The 16,701-nt window shown below is 67.7% G+C and carries 12 protein-coding genes; 2 read left to right on the top strand and 10 right to left on the bottom strand.

All coding sequences use genetic code 11. The annotated features are described in order from the left end of the window. Positions 1-58: 58 nt before the first annotated feature. The 7 genes from ORI27_RS18090 to mqo all read right to left on the bottom strand — a co-directional run bounded on the left by ORI27_RS18090 (position 59) and on the right by mqo (position 8,758). Positions 59-1,564: an MFS transporter gene (locus tag ORI27_RS18090; RefSeq protein WP_407666357.1), complete on the bottom strand. Its 1,506-nt coding sequence runs from the start codon at positions 1,562-1,564 to the stop codon at positions 59-61. A gap of 102 nt (positions 1,565-1,666) precedes the next feature. Then, positions 1,667-2,887: a uroporphyrinogen-III C-methyltransferase gene (gene cobA / locus ORI27_RS18085; RefSeq protein ID WP_265998456.1), complete on the bottom strand. Its 1,221-nt coding sequence runs from the start codon at positions 2,885-2,887 to the stop codon at positions 1,667-1,669. Then, positions 2,884-4,257 carry a cobyrinate a,c-diamide synthase gene (locus ORI27_RS18080; protein ID WP_265998457.1) on the bottom strand — a complete coding sequence of 458 codons (1,374 nt, stop codon included), beginning with the start codon at positions 4,255-4,257 and terminating at the stop codon, positions 2,884-2,886. Before ORI27_RS18080 ends, cobA begins: the two co-directional genes overlap by 4 nt. A 5-nt stretch (positions 4,258-4,262) precedes the next feature. Continuing rightward, positions 4,263-4,877, bottom strand: coding sequence for a cob(I)yrinic acid a,c-diamide adenosyltransferase (gene cobO / locus ORI27_RS18075; RefSeq protein ID WP_265998458.1), 615 nt, complete (start codon positions 4,875-4,877; stop codon positions 4,263-4,265). 31 nt (positions 4,878-4,908) lie between these two features. Next, positions 4,909-6,720, bottom strand: a complete 1,812-nt coding sequence (locus ORI27_RS18070) for a magnesium chelatase subunit D family protein (RefSeq protein ID WP_265998459.1) — start codon at positions 6,718-6,720, stop codon at positions 4,909-4,911. Then, positions 6,717-7,190 (bottom strand): GNAT family N-acetyltransferase, encoded by a 474-nt coding sequence (locus ORI27_RS18065; RefSeq protein ID WP_265998460.1) that lies wholly within the window; start codon positions 7,188-7,190, stop codon positions 6,717-6,719. The genes ORI27_RS18070 and ORI27_RS18065 overlap by 4 nt, the downstream gene beginning before the upstream one ends. After that, entirely contained in the window at positions 7,187-8,758 is a 1,572-nt protein-coding gene (mqo, locus tag ORI27_RS18060) for a malate dehydrogenase (quinone) (protein WP_265998461.1), read from the bottom strand. Before mqo ends, ORI27_RS18065 begins: the two co-directional genes overlap by 4 nt. A gap of 126 nt (positions 8,759-8,884) precedes the next feature. Here mqo and ORI27_RS18055 point away from each other — a divergent pair, with 126 nt between their 5' ends. Further along, positions 8,885-9,904, top strand: a complete 1,020-nt coding sequence (locus ORI27_RS18055) for an alpha/beta hydrolase (RefSeq protein ID WP_265998462.1) — start codon at positions 8,885-8,887, stop codon at positions 9,902-9,904. A gap of 9 nt (positions 9,905-9,913) precedes the next feature. Beyond that, complete coding sequence (mtr, locus tag ORI27_RS18050; protein WP_265998463.1) at positions 9,914-11,326, top strand: mycothione reductase; 1,413 nt, start codon at positions 9,914-9,916, stop codon at positions 11,324-11,326. Between the two features lie 23 nt (positions 11,327-11,349). Here mtr and ORI27_RS18045 read toward each other — a convergent pair whose 3' ends face one another. The 3 genes from ORI27_RS18045 to ORI27_RS18035 all read right to left on the bottom strand — a co-directional run. After that, the gene (locus tag ORI27_RS18045; RefSeq protein ID WP_265998464.1) at positions 11,350-13,443 is read right to left on the bottom strand and encodes an acyl-CoA dehydrogenase family protein; all 2,094 of its coding nucleotides are present in this window, start codon (positions 13,441-13,443) and stop codon (positions 11,350-11,352) included. Then, positions 13,440-15,830: an acetyl-CoA acetyltransferase gene (locus ORI27_RS18040; protein ID WP_265998465.1), complete on the bottom strand. Its 2,391-nt coding sequence runs from the start codon at positions 15,828-15,830 to the stop codon at positions 13,440-13,442. The genes ORI27_RS18045 and ORI27_RS18040 overlap by 4 nt, the downstream gene beginning before the upstream one ends. A gap of 216 nt (positions 15,831-16,046) precedes the next feature. Next, positions 16,047-16,701, bottom strand: a 655-nt coding sequence (locus ORI27_RS18035; RefSeq protein ID WP_266074008.1) for a PEP-utilizing enzyme, incomplete at its 5' end; no start/stop codon positions are given.

The raw sequence follows: 16,701 nt of genomic DNA, 5'->3' as shown, positions 1-16,701 counted from the left end.
CAGTTGTTGACGCCCCGTCTCGGGGTTTATGTACAACAACTGCAACCTGGACGACGGACTAGAGCTCTCCGGCGTCGATCGCTTCCTTGACTTCCTGCGCGTGGGCGACCTGCTGGGCGGTGTAGCCGATGAACAGCGCGACCGCGCCCACGATCACCGCGACGGCGGCGACCCAGAGCAGGCCATAGGTGTAGCCCTGGTCCAGGGCGTGCAGCTGCGCGGGATTCATGTTCTTCACCGGGCCGGTGGTGCCGCCCAGGTACAGCGTGCGGGAGGTGATCACGGCCTGGATGACCGCCAGCACGACGGGTCCGCCGAGATTCTGCAGCATCAGCGCGATCGCCGATACCGGGCCGATCTGGTCGAATCCGACGCCGGCGATGGCCGACACGGTGAGCGGCACGACGATCATGCCGATGCCGAAGCCGCCGACCGTGATCGGGATGACCAGATTCGGGAAGTACGGGATGCCGCCGTTGAGGGTGGAGCCATAGATCATGGCGCCCAGCACCAGCACACCGCCGGCGATGACCAGCAGCCGCGGCGGGAAGTACGACACCAGTTGTGACGACGCCCCCAGGCCGATGCCGAGCGCGATCACGAATGGGATGAAGCCGATCCCGGCGCGCAGTGCGCTGTAGCCCATGATGTCCTGCACGTACAGACCGATCAGCACGGTCAGCGTGAACATCACCCCGCCGGCCAGGAACACCGCGGCGAAGGTGGCCAACCGGTTGCGGTCGCGGAACAGGTCGAACGGCACCACCGGGTTGACCGCGCGGCGCTCGACGAAGACGAACGCGACGAACGCCAGCACGGCGGCGGCCGCTGAGGCCATGGTCACCGGGGACAGCCAGCCGTTCTCGGGCGCCTGGGCGAACCCGAACACCGCCGCGGTGCAGCCGACGGTGGCCAGCAGCGCACCGGCCGCGTCCAGCTTCATCCGCTCCCGCTGGGTTTCCCGCAGGGTGTTGCGGGCCAGGTAGATCATCAACAGACCGATCGGCACGTTCACCAGGAACGCGAAGCGCCACGACACCTCGACCAATGCCCCGCCGACGACCAGGCCCATCACCGAGCCGATGCCCGTCATGGCGGCGAACACCGCGGTCGCGGCGTTACGCGCCGGCCCTTTGGGGAAGGTGGTGGCGACCAGCGCCAGGCCGGTGGGTGAGGCGATCGCCGCGCCGACGCCTTGCAACAGGCGGGCAATCACCAAGGTCGCCTCGTCCCAGGCGATACCGCACAACACCGAGGCAATGGTGAACAGCGCGACACCGACGATGAAGGTGCGCTTGCGGCCGATGGTGTCGCCCAGCCGGCCGCCGAGCAGCATCAGACCGCCGAAGGTCAGTACGTAGGCGGTGATCACCCAGCTGCGCCCGGCGTCGGACAGGCTGAGCTCGTCCTGGATCTTGGGCAGTGCCACGATCGCGACGGTGCTGTCCATCGTGGCCAGCAGCTGCATGCCGCCGATGGCGGTCACCGCGGCCAGGAAACGCCGCGACGGAAGCCAGGGCGGGTACTTGCGGGTCCGCTCGAGAGTCGCCGGCTCGAGGCGCATCGGGACAGCGCGCTCTGAACTGTTGGCGTGGCGACTACTCGCCCGCTCAGCATCGTTGAGAGCCGTCATAGCGAGCTACCCTACAGTAATCTTAAGGAATCTTTAAGCGCCGAATGCCGCTGGGAGTCCCACAACGGGACCGATCACGATGATTGCCGGGGGCCGAATGCCGTCGGCTCGAATGCGCTCGGGCGCATCACGCAGCGTGGTCCGTACGATCCGCTCGGCGGCGGTGGTGCCATGCTGCACCACCAGAACCGGCGTATCCGCAGGTCGGCCACCTGAAATCAGCACATCGGCAAACAATTCGATTCGTTCGACCGCCATCAGCAGAACGATCGTCCCCGACAATTGCGCCAGCGCATTCCAATTCACTAACGATTCCGGATGCTCAGGCGCCAAATGGCCGCTGACCACCACAAACTCGTGATTGACCGCCCGGTGGGTGACCGGAACACCGGCCATCGCGGGTACCGAAATGGCGCTCGTCACACCCGGGACCACTGTGACGGGCACCCCGGCGTCGGCACAGGCGAGAGCTTCCTCATATCCGCGGGCGAAGACGAACGGGTCGCCCCCCTTCAGGCGCACCACGAAGCGCCCCTCCCGGGCCCGTTCTATAAGAACTTTGTTTATCGCTTCCTGAGCCATTGCCCGCCCGTAGGGAATCTTGGCCGCGTCGATCACCTCGACGTGCGACCCGAGCTCGGCGAGCAGTTCCGGCGGGGCCAGCCGGTCGGCGACCACGACGTCGGCGCGGGCCAGCAGCCGGCGGCCGCGCACGGTGATCAACTCGGGATCCCCGGGCCCGCCGCCCACCAGCGCGACGCTGCCGGGCACGACGTCGCTGGTGTCGGCTGCGATCAGGCCCTGCTGGAAGGCCTCGTGGATCGCCGAGCGGATCGCCGCCGAGCGGCGGTGTTCCCCGCCGGCCAGTACGCCCACCGTCAACCCGTCATGGTCGAAGGACGCCGGGGTCACGGCGGTGCCGTCGCGTGCGGCGTCGGCGCGCACACAGAAGATCTGCCGGCGGTCGGCTTCGGCGACGACGGCGGCGTTGACGTCCGCGTCGTCGGTGGCGGCGATGGCATACCAGGCGCCGTCGAGGTCGCCGTCGCGGTAATCACGCAGTTCCAACGTGATGCCCGGCCGCTGGGAGGCCAGGGCCTCGACCGCCGGGGTCGCGGCCCGCGCGATCACGTGGACGTCGGCGTCACTTCCGATGAGAAGCGGAAGGCGCCGCTGGGCCACCGTGCCGCCGCCGACCACGACGACCTTCTTGCCGGCCAGGCGCAGGCCGACGAGGTAGGCGTTCTCGGTCACCGGGCGAGCCTAGTGAATGCGCAGGCGTGAGCGACAAACCGTGCCACCGAGCCCGGCTGGGCGACGGGGTGCGTGTGCAGATACGACGCATGCACCCCCGCCTGCACCACACCGTCGGACACCGGTTGTCCGTCCCGGCCCCGGAAAGCCCAGGCGGACTGAACATCGCCGATGAAATCGGCTGTGGTGCGGTGGAATTCGTGACCGATCACACGCTGGCCCACCGCGTGCAGCGACGAATCGGTCACCGCCACGGCATCCCGGTAACCCAGGGTCAGCCGGGACGTGAAGCGGGCCGAGCCGGCCAGCACCCCGCACATCGGGTGCCCGTCGAGGTCGTCCATCAAATAGGCCAGCCCCCCGCACTCGGCTTGGACGGGCGCATGGCGGGCGAGTTCGCGGATCTGGGTGCGCAGGCCGGCGTTGGCCGACAAGTCGGCCAGATACTGCTCGGGGAAGCCACCGGGTAGCACCAGCGCCGCGGCCTGCGCGGGAAGCGCCTGTGTGAGCGGATCGAACTCCACCACCTCGGCGCCCGCCGCGCGCAGCAGCTCGGGGTGTTCGGCATAGCCGAAGCTGAAGGCCTTGCCGGCGGCCACGGCCACCACGGGGTTGGCCCGGCTCAGCTGGCCGACCACGTCCTCGGGCGCCCAGGCGGCGGCCGGTACCCCAGAGCCGGCCAGGGCCACCACGGCGGGCAGGTCGACGTGGCGGGCCACCAGCGCGGTCATCGCGGCCACCGCGGCATGCGCCTGCTCGCCGTGCTCGACGGCGGTCACCAGGCCCAGATGACGCGACGGCACCGCCAACTCGTCGTGCCGCGGTATCGCGCCCAGTACCGCCACCCCGACCGCCTCACAGGCCTGGCGCAGCACCTGCTCGTGGCGGGCGGTGCCCACCCGGTTGAGGATCACCCCGGCGATGTGCACACCCGGGTGAAATGTCAAAAACCCTTGCAGTACCGCGGCGATGCTGTGGCTTTGGCCTCGCGCGTCGACCACCAGCAGTACGGGGGCGCCGAGAATTTCGGCGACCTGCGCGGTCGAGCCGCGGGCCGGGGTGACAATGTGCTCATCGATGCGGCCGTCGAACAGACCCATCACACCTTCGATCACGGCGATATCGGCGTCACGGGTGCCGTGCCGGTACAGCGGACCGATCAGCTCCTCGGGCACCAGCACCGGGTCGAGATTGCGCCCGGGTCGGCCGGCGGCCAGCGCATGATAGCCGGGATCGATGAAGTCCGGGCCGACCTTGAACGGCGCGACCCGATGTCCGGCGGCCCGCAGCGCTCCGATCAAACCCGTTGCGACAGTGGTCTTCCCACTCCCCGACGCGGGGGCACCGATCACGACGGCGGGAATTGACACCACGCTTACCATTCAATGCCCTTCTGACCCTTGCGGCCGGCGTCCATCGGGTGTTTCACGCATCTCATCTCGGTCACCAGATCGGCGGCGTCGACCAGCCGTTGTGGGGCGTCACGGCCGGTGATCACCACGTGCTGGTGGCCCGGGCGGTTAAGGAGCACCTCGACCACGTCTTCCACATCCACCCAGCCCCACTTCAGGGGGTAGGTGAATTCGTCGAGAACATAGAAGTCGTGGCGCTGCTGCGCCAGCCGCCCGGCGATCTCGGTCCAGCCCTCGGCCGCGGCGGTGGCGTGATCGTCGTCCGAGCCCGCTTTGCGGGTCCAGGACCAACCGGAGCCCATCTTGTGCCACTCCACCGCACCGCCGAGGCCCTGTTCGGTGTGCAGCCGGCCCAGCGCGGCGAACGCCGACTCCTCGCCGACCTTCCACTTCGCGCTCTTGACGAACTGGAACACCGCCACACTCATCCCGGCGTTCCACGCCCGCAACGCCATTCCGAAGGCCGCCGTGGACTTTCCCTTGCCGGGCCCGGTGTGCACCGCGAGCACCGGGGTGTTGCGGCGGGCCCGGGTGGTCAGGCCGTCGTCGGGCACGGCGAGCGGCTGGCCCTGCGGCATGGACGATCCCTTTCGAACGGTTCAGGCCGCTTCAAGCGGCACGGCGCACAGCCTGTGCCAGATAGTCTGCGCGCAGCTGCTCCAGCTGCAGCAGCGGGGCCTGCAACTGGTCGGCGAGGTCGGCGGCCAGTCCCAGCCGTACGTAGGACGTCTCGCAATCCACCACCACCGCGGCCGCCCCCTCGGCGAGCAGCCGGCGGGCCGCAGAGCGGCTGCGCCCCAACGGGTCGGGGCCACCGGTCGCCCGACCGTCGGTGAGCACCACCACCAGCGGACGCCGCGTCCGGTCGCGCACCCGCTCACGGACCACGATGTCGCGGGCGGCCAGCAGGCCCTGCGCCAACGGCGTGGTGCCGCCGGTGTCGAAGCGGGTCAGCCGGCGCGAGGCGATGTGCGCCGACGAGGTCGGGGGCAGCAGCACCCGGGCGCCGTCCTGACGGAAGGTGACGACGGCGACCTTGTCGCGGCGCTGGTAGGCGTCGCGCAGCAGCGACAGCGCCGCCCCGGACACCGCGGACATCCGGTCCCGCGCGGCCATCGACCCGGAGGCGTCGACGACGAAGATCACCAGGTTGCCTTCCCGGCCCACCCGCACCGCCCGCCGCACGTCCTGCGGCTGCGGGCGCAGCCGATTGTTACCGGCGGCGGTGAGCACGGTGGCGAACAGATGCAGCCCGTGGCCCTGATCGGGGGCGTCGGTCGCGGTGACCACAGCACCGGACCGGTTGCGTGCCCGCGACCGCCGGCCCGGGTTGCCCTCTCCCACCCCGGGCACGGTCAGCGCCCGGGTGCGAAACGTCGCCGCCGGCGGCGCCGACGGACGCGATGCCGACGACGAAGTGCGCTGTGGCGCCGACGGTTCGGCGGAGCCGTCGACCGACTGCCCACCGCCGGACGGATCGGGGTCGGGCTCGGGCTCGCCGTCGATGGCGGCCAACGCCTCGTCGAGCTGCGCGGGGTCCAGACCTGGGTCGTCGAACGGGTCGCGCCGTCTCCGATGCGGCAGTGCCAGTTCGGCGGCCACCCGGATGTCTTCCTGCTCGACGGCTCCCGCACCGCGCCACGCCGCGTGCGCCACCGCGGTGCGGGCCAGCACCAGGTCGGCGCGCATCCCGTCGACATCGAACGCCGCGCACAGCGCCGCGACCCGATTCAACTCGGCGTCGGGCAGCTCGACGTCGGCGACCCGCGCGCGGGCGGCCGCTATCCGTCCGGCCAGCTCGCTGTCCTGGACAGCATGCCGCGCGGCGAACCCGGCCGGGTCGGCCTCGTAGGCCAGTCGCTGGCGGATCACCTCGCTGCGCACCGCCACATCGCGGGAGGCGTGCACGTCGACCGTCAGCCCGAACCGGTCCAGCAGCTGCGGACGTAGTTCGCCCTCTTCGGGATTCATGGTGCCGATCAGCACGAAGCGCGATTCGTGGGAGTGCGATATCCCGTCGCGCTCGATGTGCACCCGGCCCATGGCGGCGGCGTCGAGCATGATGTCGACCAGGTGGTCGTGCAGCAGGTTGACCTCGTCGACGTACAGCACACCGCCGTGGGCGCGGGCCAGCAGGCCCGGCGAGAACGCGTGCTCGCCGTCGCGCAGGACCTTCTGCAGGTCCAGCGAGCCGACCACCCGGTCCTCCGTCGCCCCGATCGGCAGTTCCACCAGTCGCGAACCCGCATCGACCTCGGAAAGGATCGCGGCCAGGGCCCGCACCGCCGTCGACTTCGCGGTGCCCTTCTCGCCGCGGATCAGCACTCCGCCGATTTCCGGGCGCACCGCGCACAGCACCAGCGCCAGCCTCAGGCGATCGTGCCCGACGATCGCACTGAACGGAAACGCGGGCGCGCTCACGGCTGTTCGGCCGTCGACGGCGAGGCCGGGCGCAGCATCGGCACGTGCGGGATGCCGTCCTCGACGAATTCCTCGCCGTCGGTGACGAATCCGTGCTGTGCGTACATGTCGGCGAGATAGGTCTGGGCGTTGATCCGGCAGGCGTGATCGCCGACGTCGGCGAGCGCGGCCTGCAGCAGCCGCGTGGTGTGCCCCTGGCCGCGAGCGGCACGCTGGGTACACACCCGGCCGATGCGGAACGCCTTCTCCCCGCCGGCGTGCTCCTCCATCAGCCGCAACGTGGCGATCACCGTGCCGTCCGGCTGCTCGAGCCAGAAGTGGCGGGTCTCGGCCAGCAGGTCACGTCCGTCGAGCTCGGGATACGGGCAGGCCTGCTCGACGACGAACACCTCGACCCGCAGCTTCAGCAGCTCGTAGAGGGTGGCCGCGTCGAGGTCCTTGGCCCAGGTGCGGCGCAGTGCGACCGTCACACCACTCCCGCGGGCTCCGGATTGCCCGAGCCCGACGCGACCGATGCGGCATCCGGCCCGGCGGCGAGCGCGGCGCGGTCGGCCTCTCCTCCGCTGTCCAGCCCGAGCACCTTGGTGCCGTGCGCCCACACCTCGGCGAACAGATCCGGGTTCTCCGACAGTTTGACGCCCAGCGACGGGACCATCTCCTTGAGCTTGGGCAGCCAGCCCTGATAATGATCGGCGAAGCAGCGCTCCAGCACCTCGATCATCGCCGGGACCGCGGTGGAGGCACCCGGGGAGGCGCCCAGTAACCCGGCGATCGAGCCGTCGGTGGCCGTGAGCACCGTGGTGCCGAATTCGAGCACACCGAGCTTCTTGGCGTCGCGACGGATCACCTGCACGCGCTGGCCGGCGATATCCAGCTCCCAGTCGGAATCGACTGCGCTGGGAGCGAATTCACGCAAGTTGTCGACGCGGTCGGCCTCGCTGAGCGCCAGCTGGCCGATGAGGTACTTCAGCAGACCCATCTCGGTGAGCCCGACACCGATCATCGAGGCGAGGTTATTGGGTTTGACCGACAGCGGCAGGTCGGTGATCTTGCCTTCCTTGAGGAACTTCGGCGACCAGCCCGCGAACGGCCCGAACAACAGCCACGATCGCCCGTTGATGACGCGGGTATCCAGATGCGGCACCGACATCGGCGGCGCACCCAGCGGCGGCGCGCCGTAGACCTTGGCATGGTGCGCGGCCGCCAGCTCCGGGTCGCCGGTGCGCAGCCATTGGCCGCTGACCGGGAACCCGCCGAAGCCCTTGGCCTCGGGGATGCCAGCCTTCTGCAGCAGCGGCAGCGCACCACCGCCGGCCCCGACGAACACGAACTTCGCCGAGAGCTTGCGCTTCTGGCCGGTGCGCCGATTGTGGATCTTGACCGTCCAGCTGCCGTCCGACTCCTTGTGCAGGTCGAGAACGTCGTGGCCGAACAGTGTGCTCATGCCGCGCTCGGTGCCGTAGCCGAGCAACTGGCGGGTCAGCGACCCGAAGTCGACGTCGGTGCCGTCGGTGGTCCAGTTGAGGGCGACCGGCTCGGAGAAGTCCCGGCCCTTGGCCATCAGCGGCAGGCGGCGGCTGAATTCGTCGCGGTCGTCGATGAATTCCATCGTGGCGAACAGCGGGTTGCGCACCAGGGTGTCGCGTCGGCGACGCAGGTAGTCGATCTGGTCGGCGCCCCGCACAAAGCTGACGTGTGGGACGGGGTTCAGGAAGCTGCGGACGTCGGGAAGGATGCCGTTCTCGTGCGCGTAGGCCCAGAACTGGCGGGTGACCTGAAACTGTTCGTTGACGTTGACGGCCTTGGCGATCTCGATGGTGCCGTCGGGCTTCTCCGGGGTGTAGTTGAGCTCACACAGCGCCGAGTGGCCGGTGCCCGCGTTGTTCCACGGATCGGAGCTCTCGGCGGCGGCCGCATCGAGGCGTTCGACCAGCGTGATCGACCAGTCCGGTTGTACCAGCCGCAGCAGCGCCCCCAGCGTCGCGCTCATGATTCCCGCGCCAACCAGCACTACGTCGGTCTTGGTGGTATCAGACACCGGTTCTTCGTCCTTCACTCGTATCAGCGGTACCGATAGTCAGGTTATCCCGATCGACACTCAGTTATTCGGGTGAGTCGCCAGCACCACACCCCCCGCGCCATGCCCACTAAGGTAAAGCCTGTGATGGCAGCGCAGGCCGAATGGGCCGACGATGTCCTTGCCGGCTACCAACAGGCCACCATGGCGCTGGGTCCGGACCCCGACGGCGAGGGCGATCTGTTCGCCACCCTGGTGCGCCGCGCGGCCGACGCACCCGCCGCACATGCCGTGCTGACGGTGCACGGCTTCACCGACTACTTCTTCAACACCGAACTCGCCGACCACTTCGCCGCTGCCGGCTTCCGGTTCTATGCGCTGGACCAGCACAAGTGCGGCCGGTCCTGGCGCGAGGGCCAGACCCCGCACTTCACCACCGATCTCGCCCGCTACGACCGTGAGCTGGAGCGGGCGGTGGCGACGATCGCCACCGAGAATCCAGGCAGCAAGATCCTGGTGTACGGGCATTCCGCGGGCGGGCTGATCGTGTCGCTGTGGCTGAACCGGGTGCGCCGGCGCAAGGCGACGGACGCGCTGTCGCTGGCGGGACTGGTGCTCAACAGCCCATGGCTCGATCTGCACGGACCGGCGATCCTGCGCACCCGGCTCACCTCGACGGCCATCGGCGCGATGTCGCGGGTTCGCAAAACCAGGGTGGTGCGCGGCACCAGCAAGGGCGGCTATGGCCTCACGCTGCACCGCGACTATCACGGCGAGTTCGACTACAACCTGCAGTGGAAGCCGCTGGGCGGGTTCCCGGTGACATTCGGCTGGATCCACGCCATCCGCCGCGGCCACGCCACCTTGCATCGCGGCCTGGACGTCGGTGTGCCCAACCTGATCCTGCGCTCCGATCACAGCGTCACCGAGAGCGCCGACGCGGCGAGCATGCAGCGCGGCGACGCCGTGCTCGACGTCACCCAGATCACGCGCTGGGCGGGATGCATCGGCAATCGGACGACAATCGTGCCGATCGACGATGCCAAACACGACGTGTTTCTGTCGCTGGCTGAGCCCAAGGCGGCGGCTTATCGGGAATTGGACACCTGGCTGGATTTCTATCGTGCGCATCTGGAATCGGCCCCGTCGGCCGCGGGCCGGGGATAGGGGACTTCGTTGGAGCACTTCGACATCGCGATCATCGGGACCGGTTCGGGTAACACGATTCTCGACGAGCGGTACGCCGACAAGCGGATCGCGATCTGCGAACAGGGGGTGTTCGGCGGCACCTGCCTGAACGTGGGATGCATCCCCACCAAGATGTTCGTCTACGCCGCCGAGGTGGCCCAGACCGTGCGTGAGGCCGCCCGCTACGGCGTCGACGCCCACGTCGACGGGGTGCGCTGGGCCGACATCGTTTCGCGGGTGTTCGGCCGGATCGACCCGCTGGCCGCCGGCGGTGAGCACTACCGGCGCTCCTCACCGAATGTGACGGTCTACGACACCCATACCCGCTTCACCGGCCGCACCGAGTCCGGCTACCGGCTGCGCGCCGAAGGCGGTGCGGAATTCATTGCCGACCAGGTGGTGATCGCCGCCGGCGCGCGGGCGATGGTTCCCGCGGCGATCGCCGGCTGCGGCGTCCAGTACCACACCAGCGACACCATCATGCGTATCCCCGAATTGCCCGAGCACCTGGTGATCATCGGCGGCGGATTCGTCGCCGCCGAGTTCGCGCATGTGTTCTCCGCACTGGGCACCAGGGTGACGATCGTCATCCGCGGTGCGGCCATGTTGTCGCACTGCGACGACACCATCTGTGAGCGGTTCACCGACATCGCCGGCAAAAAGTGGGAAATCCGCAGTCACCGCAACATGATCGGCGCGACGAAAGACGGATCGCAGGTCGTCGTCGAGCTCGATGACGGCTCCACCGTACGGGCCGACGCGGTGCTGGTGGCCACCGGCCGGATTCCCAACGGAGACCTGCTGGACCTCGAGACGGTCGGGGTGGAACTCGACGAGAACGGGTTCGTCGTGGTCGACGAGTACCAACGCACCGCGGCGCGCGGCATTTTCGCGCTCGGTGACGTGTCGTCGGCCTATCAGCTCAAGCATGTCGCCAACCACGAGGCCCGGATCGTGCGGCACAACCTGCTGCAGGACTGGGACGACACCGAGATGCTGATGCCGTCGGATCACCGCTTCGTGCCGTCGGCGGTGTTCACCGATCCGCAGATCGCCTGCGTCGGACTGTCCGAAAACGAGGCCCGCGCAGCCGGTTACGACATCAACGTCAAGGTGCAGGATTACGCCGACGTGGCCTATGGCTGGGCGATGGAGGACACCACCGGGATCGCCAAGATCGTAGTGGAGCGCGACACCGGCATGATCCTCGGCGCGCACATCATGGGCCATCAGGCGTCGTCGTTGATCCAACCGCTGATCCAGGCGATGAGCTTCGGCCTGGCCGGCCAGGACATGGCGCGCGGTCAATACTGGATTCACCCGGCGCTGCCCGAGGTGATCGAGAACGCACTGCTGGCGTTGTGCGGCGAACCGCGCTGGCCACCGGCGCGCCGGCACTAGTCTTTCTTGCGCGAGCAGGGCCGCTACCGCGGAAGGCCCAGGCCCCGTGCGATCAGTCCGCGTTGAACATCGTTGGTACCACCGCCGACGACATACATGATCGACTGTCGCAGACCGTATTCGAACGCGCCGCCGCCGGGGATATCCGGGCGACTGCCGTCACCGCTCAAGGCCGCCACCGGGCCGAACAACGACAGCATCGCCTCGCCGAAGTCCTCGGCGAGATCACCAGCCATGACACCAGCCATCGCGCCATCGAACATCGCACCGATATCAGTTGCCCTCGCACCCACGGCCGCGCTCACCAGAGTCCGTGCGGCTTGCACACGTACCGCGAGGTCGGTGATCATCGCACGCTGGTACGACCCCCGTCCGCCGACCAGAGCCGTTGGATCCGCCGACACGAAATCGACGAGGTCATCGAGCTGGCGGTGAAGCGATGCCGCGATGTTGCCCATGGTAATGCGCTCTCCGGCAAGAGCATCCACGATGACTGACCATCCACCGTTCACGTCGCCCACCCGGGCGGTGTCCGGTACACGAACGTCGTCGTAGAACACCGAACACGACACCTCCCCGGACAGTGCGGTGTGTTCCTGGATGGTCACGCCCGACGTCTTGAGCGGGAAGAGGAACACGGTGATCCCGGCATGCCGAGGCTGTGCGTCGGGATCCGTCCGCGCGGCCAGCCACACCCAATCCGACACATGCGCCCCGGTGGTCCACAGCTTCTGCCCGTTGATCACCCAGTCGTCGCCATCGCGTACCGCACGAGTCCGGAGGGACGCGAGGTCAGAACCCGCCTCAGGTTCCGAATAACCCAGGCAGAAGTCCAATTCTCCCGAGCGGATGATCGGGAGAAACTTGGCCTTCTGCTCCTCGGTCCCGTGGCGCAGGATCGACGAGCCGATCAGCATCACCGATCCGAGTGCTTTGCCTGCCCCGACGCGGTGGTAGGTCGTTTCCTCGTTGAGGACAACCTGTTCGGCCAGCGACGCGTTCTGACCGCCGTATTCCGGGGGCCACTCGAATCCGAGCCAGCCCTGCTCGGCGATCGCCTTCACGATGACGGGATCGACGTTTCCGGGGGCAAGCGCCTTGTCCTTGGCTTCGTGCGCCGCGATCAACCGGCGGACCTTCACCCGCAGGCCCTCACTCCGGTCGCCGACCTCGGTTCTCGGCAGCCTGGCTTCCGTTTCTACCAGCACATCCCCGACCGACCCGCAGGCCGGTTGAAGCGTCGAAAGCATGGTGATGTCTGCGTGGACACGCCGGAAGAGCCAGGGCAGGGCGTGTTCGTTGAAGTAGCCGCTTGCCGCGAGCGTGTGGTGGGCCGCGAGCTGTACGGCGGGGGCGATCGCGGTGATACGAGCGATGGCGAGCTCTGCGGTGAAAGTCGCGTCTTGCCGGTGGTCCTGCAGCGCTGCAACAGCGGCCTGGAGCATCAAATCGGCCGACCGGATGTCGATCTGACACTGTGCGACTCGCTGCTGCACCGCACCGAAGCTTCCGATGACCCTGCCGAACTGCGTGCGTGACTTCGCGTGTTCGATCGCCAGCTCGTGGGCGTGTCCCGCTGCTGCCAGCGCTCGGGCCGCCTTGCCGAGTCGGGTCAGGACCAGCACGCGTTCGGCGGTCCTCGGGTCGATTCGGCAGGCGACGGACGGTGGCCCGAGCTCCACCCTGTTCCACGCGGGAACGGCGAGGCCCGGCACCGGCGTCTGTGTGATGATCGGTCGCGCCTGCGCCTGCCCTCCGGATCTGGGGACAACCAGAACGTGGGTGGCCGCACCGCCGGCGTCGACGTATTCGGTCGGATCGGCGACCACGACGATGCGCATTTCGGCGATCTTCAGCGCGGCATCGTCAGGCAATGAAGCTGCCGCGAATGCGTCGGCGACCGGTAGCGGACAGGCAACACGCCCGAGCCGGCGAGTCACTGCGATCGCGAAGTCGAGCGCGCCCGCCGCGCCGAGCTCGAACCAGCCTTGCCGCACGGCGCGGAGCCACAAGCGACCAACGTCACCGTTCTCCGCCGCGGTGGCGCCGCCCCAAGTGCTCGCTATCAGCCGATCGGCAGCCCGATCGAACTCGGCGAGTTCCTGACTGGTCGTCACATGTTCTTCCATTCCGGCGGCCGCTTCATCGCGAAGGCCGTCATACCCTCGATCGCGTCGGCGCTGGTCATCAGTTCGTCGACGACGTCGGACGGTGCCGTTACCGCATCGACGCAGTCGGCGATGCCCTGCGTCCGCTCCATCAGTTCGAGAGAAAGCCGCACGGACGTGGGAGATCCCCCGAGGATGTCGTCCGCCAGTTCGCGCGCCGTACGCAACGCCTCGCCCTCCGGCGCGATTCGGCTGACCACGCCGAGTCGTTGCGCTTCATCGGCACCAATGCGGCGACCCGTCAGGATGAGATCGTTGGCGATCTTCTGTGGGATCGCACGGGGCAGGCGAATCAATCCACCCGCTCCTGCGATGAGCCCGACCTTGACCTCGCTCAGTGCGAACTTCGCCGATTCGTCGGCGACCACGAGGTGACATGCCAACGCAATCTCGAATCCGCCACCCATCGCGAAGCCGTTCACCGCAGCGATCACTGGTTTGTTCATGTCACGCCGACTGGTCAATCCGGCAAAGCCGTTGAGTGGTACGTACATCGGCTTGCCGCTCACGCTGTAGAGCAGGTCGTTGCCCGCGCAGAAGGCTTGGGTTCCTTCCCCGCTGATGATGGCGACCCAGAGCTCGGGATCGGCGAAGAAGGCATCGAAAACTTGATCGAGTTCCTCGTGCGCCGGTGGATGCAGGCAGTTACGGGCGTCCGGTCGATTGATGGTCACCTCGAGAAGGTGCCCGTCACGCAGCACTCTCACAAACTCGTAGTCATCACGCAACTTCGGCGGCGGCTTGGCGAAAAGCCTTGTTGCCGTGACTTCGTCGAGCGTCACGCGATTGCCATATCCGAAGGCGGAGACAAAGACGCGCTCACCGATCGGCTGTGGCGCCTCTTCTAGAAGCGTCAGCAGCTCCCCGTCCTCGGCAGCAACCTGACTGAGAAAGCGTCCACCGCCATCGACGAGCCGGCCGATAACGACGCCGGTGTTGCCGCTGCGGCCATGCATCACGGTGTAGGTCTCGATCGTCGCCCACCCGTGGGGGTGCCGCACGTGCACGGGACACTCAGACGCGTCGATGGCCCGTTGCAGCTCGTCGCTGTGATCACACTTCAAATCGGTTGGCGCAGTCGAGTAGACGCCAACCGACGTCTTGGACAGCACGCCCCCATTCGCCGCCACCAACGCGAAGCTTCCCGGTTCGTCCCGTAGTCGCCCGGTTGCTTCGGCGATTGCGTGCATCGAGTAGTTGTTACCGGCACCGCCGAAGAAGGGCAGGCCCCCGGTTGTGGTCAGCCCACGGGGGTCGTCGGGCGAGAGACCCAGGGCGTCGGTGATGTTGGAGACAGCGATCGGGAAACACGAGTACAGGTCGAAGAACCCGATCTCATCGAGGGTGACATTTGCGATCTCGAGGGCGTGCTCGACCGCGGCCGGCGCGCTGGGAGCCTCACCGAAGTCCCGACGCTCGAGCAGATTACGCTCACGCAGATCGGCTTGGCCGTGAAGGAACACCCATTTGGGTGAGTCCACGCCATGACGCCTGGCCGCCGCCACGGACATCAGCAGTATGGCGGCGCCCTGGTTCACTTGATCGCGGGAGACGAGGAAGCGCGGGTATGGGTCGGCGATCATCCGGTTGCGACCGGTCACCGTGATCAGCTCGTCGGCGGTGCGCTTCTCTGGCGCCGCCGCCAGGGGATTGCGCGCCGCCACTGCGGTGAACGGCGCAAGCAACGCGCCCATCGCGGCAGCGTACGCCGCACGGCCTTCCCTTCTCCGGGCCCGGCGGGCATTCTCCAGCAGCGCATACTGCACCGGTGCACTGATCAGCCCGTGACTTGCCTGCTCCATCGTGGTCAGGCCGAAGAGTCCGTAACCGCGGTCCTCGAAAATGCCACCGGGATCCGCTGGATCGTCGGAAAAGTCCGGCTTGGGGTCGGACTGCGTCAGATGGCGGATTGTCGAGATGGCCTCGGCACCGGCGAGGAGGACGACTTCGGCAGTCCCCGTCATTATTTCCCGGCCGAACTCGGACACCAGATGCTGCGGCGATTGTCCGCCGGCGACCTCGAGCACGGCCCGGCGCGGTGTCGCCCCGAGTCCGTTTGCGACCGATATCGGAAACTTCGTCGACTTGCCGAGTGGCGCCGGTGCCCCTGGAGTCGAGTTTTCGAACTGTCGGGTGCACGCGACAGTATCGATCGCCGCGACGACTGCTCGTTCGTCGGTGCCGGTGTCGAGGACAGCAGCCCGCGCGGCCGCAACCGCAAGAGCTATCGGCGACATACCGCGATAGTCGGTGTCCTCGATCCGTTCGGCCACCTGTCCTACACCGACGATGACCGGGGTATTGGGGTCGACTTCTTCGATCTTCAGTGCCGTCATATCAGGGTTGTCCTAGAAAAAGTAATTACCGACGTCTTTCGTCCGTTAAAGCTATAGGTTCGTCCCGGCGGTGACAAGCAATCGCGGTCGGCTCACCGGAAGGTTCGAGCTCCCGCGCCCTTCGACGGCCGGCAAGCGACCGCCTGGGTAGCGAATCACCGTAGGAGAAGCGCTTACTCACAGCACTAGGTGGCGATGGCGATGCGCTCCCCGCTCTCACCCGTCGATGACCGTGACAACGCCCGATGCGCCATCGACTTCGACCAGCTGACCATCCCGCAGTGCGCGGGAGGCGATCTCGGTCCCGACGACAGCGGGTATGCCGAACTCCCTGGCAACGATGGCGGCATGCGACATCGCTCCGCCGATGTCTGTGACGATGGCGGCCGCGGTGGCGAAGAATGGTGTCCAACCGGTGTCCGTCACACGTGCGACCAAGATCTCGCCGGGTTCGATGTCGTCGTCCGGCGACCGTAGTAACCGAACTCGCCCGCGGGCACGACCTGACACCGCGGGTACCCCCCTTATCGCGCTTCCCGAAGTGACCACGGCGCGCATCTCGTCGCCGACACTCATCGGCTGGGTGAAACGCAACGGCAATTCCAACTTCGTCAACGACACTCGCTGTCTCCGTCGCCGCGAGGTGACGTCAGCGAAATCGACAGGCACCGAGAATAATTCCTCACGGGTCAATAAGAAGACGTCGCCGCCGCTGTTCAGTGAACCCCGCGCGACCAGTCGCCGGCCCCACTCGCGCAGTGCTAGGAGGCCGCTGAACAAGGCGGTTCTGGGGCTGAGCTGTGGCACGGGTCGGGGCGTGGATTGGTGGGCGGTCGGCCGGCGAGCGCGGATCGTGGCGGTGGGGGCCTGT

The organism is Mycobacterium pinniadriaticum (assembly GCF_026242045.1).
In the GTDB taxonomy this organism is placed as follows: Bacteria; Actinomycetota; Actinomycetes; order Mycobacteriales; family Mycobacteriaceae; genus Mycobacterium; species Mycobacterium pinniadriaticum.
The sequence above is the reverse complement of the archived record's forward strand: the minus strand, read 5'-3'. Positions and strand labels throughout refer to the sequence as shown.